The organism is bacterium (assembly GCA_029210545.1).
GTDB lineage: Bacteria > BMS3Abin14 > BMS3Abin14 > BMS3Abin14 > BMS3Abin14 > JARGFV01.
This window is the reverse complement of the sequence record JARGFV010000021.1, coordinates 22,156-30,895: the sequence shown is the minus strand read 5'-3', so window position 1 is coordinate 30,895 and position 8,740 is coordinate 22,156. Positions and strand designations below refer to the sequence as shown.

Below are 8,740 nucleotides of genomic sequence, written 5' to 3'. Positions count from 1 at the left end.
GCGATCTATCAGTAATCTCTGTAAGGAAAGGGAAAACGACGCTTTTCCCTTTCCGTGGAGCGAAAAGTCCCGGATCAGACTTTTTGAGAGATTATCATTATCGTTTCAAAGGGAATCGCCCATGAAAGTGGAAAACCGGAAACACCCCCGGGTGGATGTGTGGATCGAGGTCACCTTCAAATCCCCCATGGAGCTTGTCTGCAGTTTCATGCCCAATATAAGCAAGGGTGGGATGTTCATCCAGACATCCGAGCCCCTTGCTCTCGGTACGGTACTGGCACTGGCCTTTCAACTGCCCGGCCAGGAAAACCTGATACGGGTCAAGGGGAAAGTGGTCTGGAACAGTCCGCCAGGCAGGGGCCGGAAGCCGGGGATGGGGGTACAGTTCAACGAAATGCCCGAGGAGGACAGGCACATCCTGGAGGGGTTTATTCAGGCCCAGCTGGCGAAGTGAACCCAGGAGATACCAGGGAGGTTCTCTCCCGAGAAGAAAGTAGAAAGAAAGCCCTTCCCCCTGATTTAGATCACCTCGGTGGCCTTGGGCGTTAAAGCTTTTATATTATGCTTCTCCGCCCTGCGCCCTGTTCTTCCTCTCCCCTCCCTGTTTCATAAAGTGTGGCATTTTCCCTTCGTTCAGAGCCGTGACCGCGTTCCAGCACAAGGTGGCATACTTGGATTGCGCTGGCCGGTGAGCAGGTCGGCGTAGTCAAGCTGCGGTTCGTATCTGTCGTGGAAGCGTGCCGCGGCGACGCGGGCCACCAGGATCCGGGCCCAGGGTTCACAGTCCAGCTCCTTTGCCTTTTCATAGTTCCGTGGGTCCTGATCCAGGTACGATCGGGCCCTTTTGCGGGCGCCACCCATGTCCCCGGAGTTTATGAAGGAGCTGATGTCCTCGGTCACCGGGCTGGTGTAGGACCAGGCCGTGCCAGGCGGACAAAGGAAAGCCCATGCGGCCAGGATGCAGGCCAGCACGGGCAAACGGACGGTAAATCCTGATGGACGGCTCATATTTCCTCCCGGGGCAGGTTGGGAGGAAGTATAAAAGGACAAGGGGAAAGGGGAAAAGGGGGAAAGCTCTGGCTTATGCCGTCAAAGCCTGAAGAGCATTCACCACGGAGAAAATCTGAGGATACGGAGAAGAGACCGGGGCTTGGTACCTGGCCTTGGCAGCGTGTCGGAAAACCCCGATCACGCCTGCGGCGTGACTAGTGAAAGAAGTAGGCCAGGGCGATGAGCAGGTCCGTTGCCAGGACCACGCCAACGTTGGCCCCCTGGGCCGGGATCATCTTCTCGAAGCTGTCGTGATGCTTCAGGGTGGTTGCGGCCGCCTTCACCGCCAGGGGGACGGTCAGGAGCGTAATGAGGATCAGCGCCGGGAAACGGTTCGTAAGCACACCGGCCAGGATGAACACGTAGCAGACAATGAGACAGGCGGTGTACACGAGCGCGGAGACCTTCCTGCCCAGGAGGATCAGGAGATGCCTGCGGCCGCCTGCGCGGTCCGCCTCCAGGTCGGGAAACTCGTTGAGGAAAAGGAGCAGGGAGGTGAGGATGCCCGGCGGTATCGAAACCAGAACGACTGTGGAGGTGACGTTCCCCGTCATGGCGAGATAGGTGCCCACCACCACCATGCTCCCCAGGCATACCCCAGCGAACAGCTCGCCCATGGCGATCTTCGCCAGGTGGCTCGTGTAAAATACCGTGACCAGCCCGCCCACCAGGATCAGGGCCACCAGGAGCCAGCCCGCCTGGAGGGAAAGGTAGAGCCCGATGAGGCCCGAAACTGCGAGGGTGCTCCAGGCGGCCAGGCGCACCGCGCCTGGAGATGTCAGTTTCGCCTGCAGGTTCCCGCTGCCTCCGGAAAAGGGGGTCCTTCGGGTGTCAGAATCGATCCCCGTTCGGAAATCGGAGAGTTCATTGAACAGGTTCACCGACGCGTGGATCAGGACAGTGCCCACCAGGCAGAGGGTGAACCGGAGGGCGTCGAACAGGCCGGCGTCGTGGGCCAGCGACCCCCCGACCAGAACGAGCATGACGGCCAGCAGCAGGAATGGGGCCCTGACCTGGGCGGCCCATACTTTCACAGCGTCACTCATGTGCCTTTCCTCCCCTTGGAAATTAAAACCGTGACCACATGGTCACGGTTTCTTATAACCCGACTTTTCCTGACGGTCAAGGAGGGTCTGTCATCCTGGCTGTCATCGCTTCGGTCATTCAGGCCGAATTCATCATCTCCCTGCACGCGGCAGTAGCTTTCATGAGCAACGGTACGCGTATCGCCGTGTTTTACCGCCACGTAAAGTGGAGGGTGGTGGCCTTTTTCGTCCTGGGGATGCTTCCGGGGGCGCTCATCGGCATCATCGTGTTCAGGATGATCGATCCCGAGGTGATCAGGCTTTCCATGGGTATTTTCATCCTGGTGGTGGTGTTCCTTCCGATGGACGGAAAGGGAAAGATGGGGGGATACAGGACCTTTGTTCCCGTCGGGTTCTTCGCCGGTCTCCTGGGGATCTTTTTCGGTTCCGTCGGCCCCCTGATCGCCCGTTTTTTCCTCCGCGGCGATATTGCCAAGGAGGAACTGGTGGGCACCAAGGCAGCCTGCCAGGCTGTTGGACACCTGGTGAAGATCCCTCTCTTCGGGATGGTCATCGGGGCCAACGCCCTGGATTACAGCCAGGTCCTGGTATGGCTCGGCGTCATGGTCATCGCCGGGATCCTTCTTGGCAAGGCGTTATTGAACAGGATCAGCGAACGTGTTTTCAGGATCATTTACAAGGGATTGCTGGCAGTTATCGCCCTGAGGATCATTATCGTTGAGCTGATGGCGATGTGGCTTTAGGAAAGTGACCCACTCCACGGCCTGAAAGGCAGGGGTTTTCTGGCCGGTTTTTTTAAATGGAATGGTTCCTTGCACCCTCTGTCAACGCAAAGTAGAGATGTCCCCTTTTCCTTCCCCAGAATCGCGATTGAATCTGTTTTTCGCGATTCTGGGGATAAAAAACCTTGCTGGTATGGTAAGTTACGTTTCAAGCTTGAAATGACCCAGGACCCAATCACAGCCCATGCTGGTCTGGCTCTTTCAGGAGAGTTTGCTCATGGCATCGGGCTTCCCGATCTGGTGGACGGTTCTGAAAACAGCGGGTTGCGTGTTCCTGAGCCTGCCTGCCGCAGGCAGGGGGGAACCATACCCGAAATCCGCGAGGAAGGCCCGTTTGGTCGGGACTTCGGGGTCGGCGGGTGGCGTCGATGCCGAAAAGTCCAGGTACCAGGACCGGCGTGTCAAAAACAGACCCCTCAGACACCCCGACCGGAGGCCGGCCCAAATCAATCGCGGATTTCGGGTTGTTACACTCCTTGCACTATTTCTCCGGCCTTTATATAGTTATGGGAGCTACCGGGGCAATTTCCGAAGTTAATACGGGAGGTTCAACAGTGTTCGTCATCAGCAACCTCATCACTGCCATCGCCAAAATCCTGTCCATCGTGCTCAACCTCTACATGTGGCTCATCATCATCAGGGCCCTCGCATCCTGGATCTCGCCGGATCCGTACAATCCGATCTACCAGTTCCTGATCCGTGTTACCGAACCGGTCATGGGCTACATTCGCAGGTTCCTGCCCACGAGAGCCGGTATGTTCGATCTTTCTCCCATCATCGCGATCCTGGCTATCATCTTCCTGCAGACGTTCCTCGTCCAGTCCCTTTACGGGATAGCCATGTCGTTACGCTGAGGGGAGGCTGAAAGGAGAACGGTCATGCGCCTTTCACCCCTGGATATCCAGAGTCAGCAGTTCAGGACCAAGTTGAGAGGGCTCGACGCCCGGGAGGTGGAAAACTTCCTGGAGTTGGCAGCATCCGAGTTCGAGGAACTCATCCGTGAGAACGGGAAACTTAAAGAGACACTGGCACGTCTGACCAACCAGTACGAGGAACTCAAACAGCGGGAGCAGACTCTTAAAGAGACCATGATGACGGCCCAGAAGATCACCGAGGACATGAAAAACTCGGCGAGGAAAGAGGCCGAGATCATCCTCAAGGAGGCCGAACTCAAGGCGGAAAAGACGGTCGATGACGCTCATCGCAAACTGGCGGTCATCAAGGACCAGATCGTCGAGGTTCGCCGCATCCGCGCCCAGTTCGAAACAGCAGTCAAGGCCGCCGCCAAGAGCCATCTCCAGATGCTGCAGATCACCACGGAAGCTCTCGAGGCTGAAGTCGGGAGAGACGAAAACGTCAAGTACCTCTTGAGCAGGGAAAAGGAGTAGAGGTCCTTTTGAGCCTCCTTCCCATGACCTCCGGCCTGCCGCGCCTGTTCGCCGTTTTTACCCTCCTGCTGCTCATGGTGGCCCCTTCCTCCTGCGTAAAGGTTCGCGGACCCGGTATCATGCCGCCGGTCGATGAATCCGGTTTCGGGGAGTGGTTTGTCAGGAGCATGGGTTATCGGTCGATCACGACCATGTCCGGAGAGCCATCCCGGCAGTGGTCCATTATCGCCCGGTTCAGCCCGGATGATGGCGGGGAAGGGATCACCGCCCTGGATATCACCGCTGCGGTAGACGGTGAACCTGTGCCGTTTACCTTTGAAGAGGACATACAGCTTCTCGAGAGCGAGGTCTCTTCCACCCTGAACACGGGGGTTCACGAGTTCTCTCTCGTCCCATCCGAAAACGCCGTTCACTCCTTCCCGACATTGCGTGTCCGGTTCGAGGCGCCCTGAAGGTCCGGGGTCGTGGTGTCCGCATCGGCAAGAGTCAGGATCCAGGTCAAGCCAAGGGCTTCGAAGGATGCCGTTGAAGGCTGGAAAGACGGTGTGCTGATCGTTCGCCTTACGGCTCCTCCGGTGGAGGGCGCGGCGAACAGTTCACTGATAAAACTCCTGGCCAAGGGGGCAGGGGTTGCCCGGAGCAGGGTCCATATCGTGTCCGGAGAGCGGGGCCGGTCCAAGCTCCTCGAATTTGAAGGCGTCACCCTTGACGAACTGAAGGATCGTTTCCGGTGACCGGTGTCCAAAAGCTACTGGCTGCGGTTCCCCTCCTTTTTCTCTTCTTCCCTGCTTCAGGATCCACACTGGATAGCACAGGCCCCGGGTGGCAGACCCTTTCAGCAGGGAGGCTGACTGTACGCTACAGCGGATCGTCGGATATCCTGGCCCGGCAGGTCCTCGACAAGGCGGGTCGGTTCCTGGATGAAACCTCGGTCTTTTTCGGTCTCGAAGCCATCGGTCCCTACGACATCGTCATCGCCGGCAGCAGGGAACAGTTTTTAGAACTCCAGCCCGCCTCGCGCCCTGCCCCTGAGTGGGCGGGAGCTCTCACATATCCCGGCCTCGGTCTTGTCCTCATCATGACGCCGGGCGCCATGGAGGCTGGTGGAACCCGCTACTGGTCGCTCCTTCGGCACGAGATGGCGCACCTGCTCCTGGGTGATGCCGAGATCGCCGGCCACACCAGGCTGCCCCTCTGGTTTCAGGAGGGACTGGCGACCTACGTGGCCGGAGAGATGACGCTCCCCCGCCTTTTTCACCTGGGGTGGGCACAGGTAAGCGGCGCGGCCCCGGCCTTTGCCGAACTGGAGAGCGCCTTTCCCCGGCAGCCGGCCCTGGCTGAGGCCGCCTACGCCCGCAGCTACCTCTTTATCCGGTACCTTACCAGGGAGTTCGGAGACGATTCCGTCGCGAGGCTGCTGAACGGTTCCATGGAACTCGGCGGTCTCGGGGAGGGGGCCAGGGAGGCTTTCGGCCTGTCCCTGGCTCAGATACTGCGGGGGTTCGAGCGGTACGCGAAATTCAGGGCAGCCTGGCTGCCGGCCATTTTCAGCACCGCGTCCGTGTGGGGTCTCATCACGTTCCTGTTCCTTTTTACGACGTACCGGAAGAGGGTCGCTTCCGCCAAAAAACTGAAGCAGTGGGACGATGAGGAGATAATGCTGACGGGGGCGGCTGTGTCCGGGACGGCCTTCGGGACGCCAGGCGGCAGAGAAGAAGAGGATGAAAACAAGCGCACTCTCCATTAGGGGCATGGCCTGGGCGATGGCGCTGGTCATGCTGAGGGTCAGCGTTGCCGGGGCAGTCTCCCTGCCTCCCGGCAGCCTCGCAGTGCTCGAACCGACTCTCCAGGTCCCGGAGATGAGGGTTGCGTGGGATCAGGTTCAGCGGCAGCTTTACATGGATCCGCTGCTCCTCATAAAGGACAAGGAGCAGGTCGCCGGGATGCTGGAACAGTGGCGGCAGTCCGGCGAGGCTATCGCGGCTTCCCACCTCACTGCCTACCGCAGCGCCATGGAGAGCTCGGGACCGGTCCTGTCCGAAGCGTGGGACGCCTATTACGGTTTTGAATACGACCGGGCCCTCAGATCCTTGAAGCGGATGAGAGAACTGGTGTCGATCCCGGGCGATACGTCTTTACGGGCCGACCTGGCTTTCGAGATGTACATCCTCGAGGGGATGGTTCTCAGGGCCAGGGAAGGTAAGGGGCATGGAGTGCCCTTTGCCAGGGCGGCCGCCCTGGACATGGAGCGGGAACTGCCGGAAGAGAGATACTCTCCCGGGACGGTTGAGCAATACCTGCGGGTTCGAAGGGAGGTATCCGGAGGAGCCAAAGCGTTCCTGAAGGTGACGGGCTCACCTGCCGACATGGCCGTCATCGTCGACGGAAAAAAGAGGGGAGCGTTAAACAGCACCCTCGAGCTCCCTCCCGGGGGTCATTATATCGAGTTGGCAGCGCCCGGCTACGAACCCTGGTACGGGGTGGTGGAAATGGACCGGCTCACGCCCACGAATATCAGGCAGGATCTGGCGCCGGGCGGGCCCGAAGGTGAGTACGCGCCATTTTTCATGGGCCGGCTTCGGGCCGGCGACAAGGGGTACCTTGCCCGGCTTGTGAGCAGGCTGGAAGTTGATTACATCCTCATCCCGGAAGGAGATGAAAGCACTCTCCAGGCCTGGCTCCTTGATCGTGAGGGACTCACCGTCGGCCGCGGCACCATCTGGGAGGCGGGTGACAGTGTGGAAGAGGGGATGGCGAGGATGGAAGCCATGGTGGAGCCCCTCAGGCAAACATGGTCAACCCAGGCGGGTCAGGTCAACGTGAACCTGCCCGAGGCCGAACCGGTACCTGAAGGCCGGCCGGAAGAGAGCGGGATCATGTCCGGATGGCGCAGATACGCGGTCATCCTGGGGGCCGCCCTGGTCATCGGAAGCATGTCGAGCGCGTCGGGGGGCGGCGGAACCCGGGTGGAGGTGACCTGGTGAAGCGGCTGCGCCTCGGGGTGCCGTTGATCCTCGCCGGTGTCATGGCGCTGGGCGCCTGCGCTGGTGAGGACCCGGAAGGGCATCTTAAGGTGAGCCTCCAGCTCCCTGCCGACTGGGAATCGGTCCTCGACATGGACGCCCTCCCCGCGGGCTCCTTGACTCCCTATATCGGTACGGTCAGGTTCGTGTTTGACGGCGGGTCTTCGTCGAGGACGTTTGAATTTCCCTGGGATTCCCACACCGCGGACTTCGACCTGGGACGATCCGGTTTCCTGAATGTCCAGGCGATCACCGGCGGACAGGTGATCTTGGAGGGGCAGGTGCATGTGCCGGACGGGACCGATGGCGAGGTGACCGTCCCCCTCGTGCAGTCAGGAGGCTTTTCCCCGGCGGGGACCCTTCTGCACCCACGCTGTAACCATTCAGCGGTGCTCGTCGACAGTGACCTGTACGTCCTTGGCGGTACCCGTAATACGCGTGTCATCGAGGTTCTCACGGCCGACGGCGAACGGTTCGCTTCGAGCGCATGGGCCGCCAGCCTCGTCTACCCGAGGTCGGGCCAGGAGGTTGTTCACGACACGGCCGGCAACCGTCTTTTCGTTTTCAAGGGCTCCGACACTGTCGAGGACAACCTGTACGAGGTCGTGGATTTGAAGGGTTTTGAAGTGTATCCTCGCCTTTTAGACAGCTATAGAGTTGATTTTTCAGTGGTTAAGTATGTTGCTGAGGCTATTTTAATAGGTGGTTTCAATAGTGTTATAAGAGATGCTTGGCGGATTGATAGTAGTGCTTTGGATTATTCAGATAAGTCCATTAGTGAATATATTTTACCTTTCCTGAGAATTGATTCGGAAAGAATCAGTCCCTCGTGCGAAGTTATTAATGACAAGTTGTTATGTGTTGGAGGACAAGAAACCTTAAATTATTTGAGCGAAATAGTCCTTCTTGACTTGAATACAATGAAAGCAGTAGGGACAACTAATTTGCCAATGGGGAAAGTAGGTCATTCCATTTCACAAATTAGTGGCCAAGAAGCAGTGGTAGTAGGCGGTTTCGGACAGGTTGGTTATTTAAAGAGTTGTGAAATCATTAATGTTGGCTCTTTGACTTTCACAGCTGATAGTAAGTTAAATGTTCCAAGAGCTTTCCACACATCAACACTGATCGATACCGATAAGCTTCTCGTCATCGGAGGCGGTCCAAGCACCGACACTTCCACCTCCGCCGAGATCATCGATCTCACCACCGGGGAGTCGACCCTCCTGCCGTGGCGCATGAGGGTCCCGAGGGCGGGTCATACGGCCACCCTTCTCCCTGACGGCCGTGTCCTCGTCGCGGGAGGCGACACGACCGACCGGATGGTGGAGGTGTGGAACCCTCCTTCCGGGTTATAGCGGAAGGAGGAATAGGGAAGGAGGAATCAGGAAGAAGAGCAAGGTCAAAGTTGCATTAAAAAGCCGGCGCTCAGCCGGCATGAAATTAACTTCCAC

General features: G+C 58.5%; 12 protein-coding genes. 9 read left to right on the top strand and 3 right to left on the bottom strand.

Going from position 1 to position 8,740, the window contains the following annotated elements:
* Positions 1 to 121 precede the first annotated feature (121 nt).
* Positions 122 to 454, top strand: a complete 333-nt coding sequence (locus tag P1S46_03885) for a TIGR02266 family protein (GenBank protein MDF1535628.1) — start codon at positions 122 to 124, stop codon at positions 452 to 454.
* A 179-nt stretch (positions 455 to 633) separates the two neighbouring features.
* Here P1S46_03885 and P1S46_03880 read toward each other — a convergent pair whose 3' ends face one another.
* Both P1S46_03880 and P1S46_03875 read right to left on the bottom strand, forming a co-directional pair.
* On the bottom strand, positions 634 to 1,008 hold the full coding sequence (locus P1S46_03880; protein ID MDF1535627.1) for a hypothetical protein: 375 nt from the start codon (positions 1,006 to 1,008) through the stop codon (positions 634 to 636).
* Between the two features lie 197 nt (positions 1,009 to 1,205).
* Positions 1,206 to 2,096 carry a prenyltransferase gene (locus P1S46_03875; GenBank protein MDF1535626.1) on the bottom strand — a complete coding sequence of 297 codons (891 nt, stop codon included), beginning with the start codon at positions 2,094 to 2,096 and terminating at the stop codon, positions 1,206 to 1,208.
* A gap of 38 nt (positions 2,097 to 2,134) precedes the next feature.
* Here P1S46_03875 and P1S46_03870 point away from each other — a divergent pair, with 38 nt between their 5' ends.
* Entirely contained in the window at positions 2,135 to 2,839 is a 705-nt protein-coding gene (locus P1S46_03870) for a sulfite exporter TauE/SafE family protein (protein ID MDF1535625.1), read from the top strand.
* A gap of 240 nt (positions 2,840 to 3,079) precedes the next feature.
* Here the strand turns inward: P1S46_03870 and P1S46_03865 are convergent, their stop codons facing one another.
* Positions 3,080 to 3,283, bottom strand: a complete 204-nt coding sequence (locus tag P1S46_03865) for a hypothetical protein (protein ID MDF1535624.1) — start codon at positions 3,281 to 3,283, stop codon at positions 3,080 to 3,082.
* A 149-nt stretch (positions 3,284 to 3,432) separates the two neighbouring features.
* On the opposite strand from P1S46_03865, the gene P1S46_03860 reads away from it, so the two are divergent.
* From P1S46_03860 to P1S46_03830, 7 genes are read left to right on the top strand one after another with little or no spacing between them, the layout of a single operon-like run.
* Positions 3,433 to 3,732 carry a YggT family protein gene (locus P1S46_03860; GenBank protein ID MDF1535623.1) on the top strand — a complete coding sequence of 100 codons (300 nt, stop codon included), beginning with the start codon at positions 3,433 to 3,435 and terminating at the stop codon, positions 3,730 to 3,732.
* Positions 3,733 to 3,756: 24 nt separating this feature from the next.
* Complete coding sequence (locus P1S46_03855; GenBank protein MDF1535622.1) at positions 3,757 to 4,266, top strand: DivIVA domain-containing protein; 510 nt, start codon at positions 3,757 to 3,759, stop codon at positions 4,264 to 4,266.
* 8 nt (positions 4,267 to 4,274) lie between these two features.
* Positions 4,275 to 4,718, top strand: a complete 444-nt coding sequence (locus P1S46_03850; protein ID MDF1535621.1) for a hypothetical protein — start codon at positions 4,275 to 4,277, stop codon at positions 4,716 to 4,718.
* Between the two features lie 15 nt (positions 4,719 to 4,733).
* Complete coding sequence (locus P1S46_03845) at positions 4,734 to 5,000, top strand: DUF167 domain-containing protein (protein MDF1535620.1); 267 nt, start codon at positions 4,734 to 4,736, stop codon at positions 4,998 to 5,000.
* Entirely contained in the window at positions 4,997 to 6,013 is a 1,017-nt protein-coding gene (locus P1S46_03840) for a peptidase MA family metallohydrolase (GenBank protein ID MDF1535619.1), read from the top strand. The genes P1S46_03845 and P1S46_03840 overlap by 4 nt, the downstream gene beginning before the upstream one ends.
* Positions 5,988 to 7,250 (top strand): PEGA domain-containing protein, encoded by a 1,263-nt coding sequence (locus P1S46_03835; protein ID MDF1535618.1) that lies wholly within the window; start codon positions 5,988 to 5,990, stop codon positions 7,248 to 7,250. Before P1S46_03840 ends, P1S46_03835 begins: the two co-directional genes overlap by 26 nt.
* Positions 7,247 to 8,644 (top strand): kelch repeat-containing protein, encoded by a 1,398-nt coding sequence (locus P1S46_03830; protein ID MDF1535617.1) that lies wholly within the window; start codon positions 7,247 to 7,249, stop codon positions 8,642 to 8,644. The genes P1S46_03835 and P1S46_03830 overlap by 4 nt, the downstream gene beginning before the upstream one ends.
* Positions 8,645 to 8,740 lie beyond the last annotated feature (96 nt).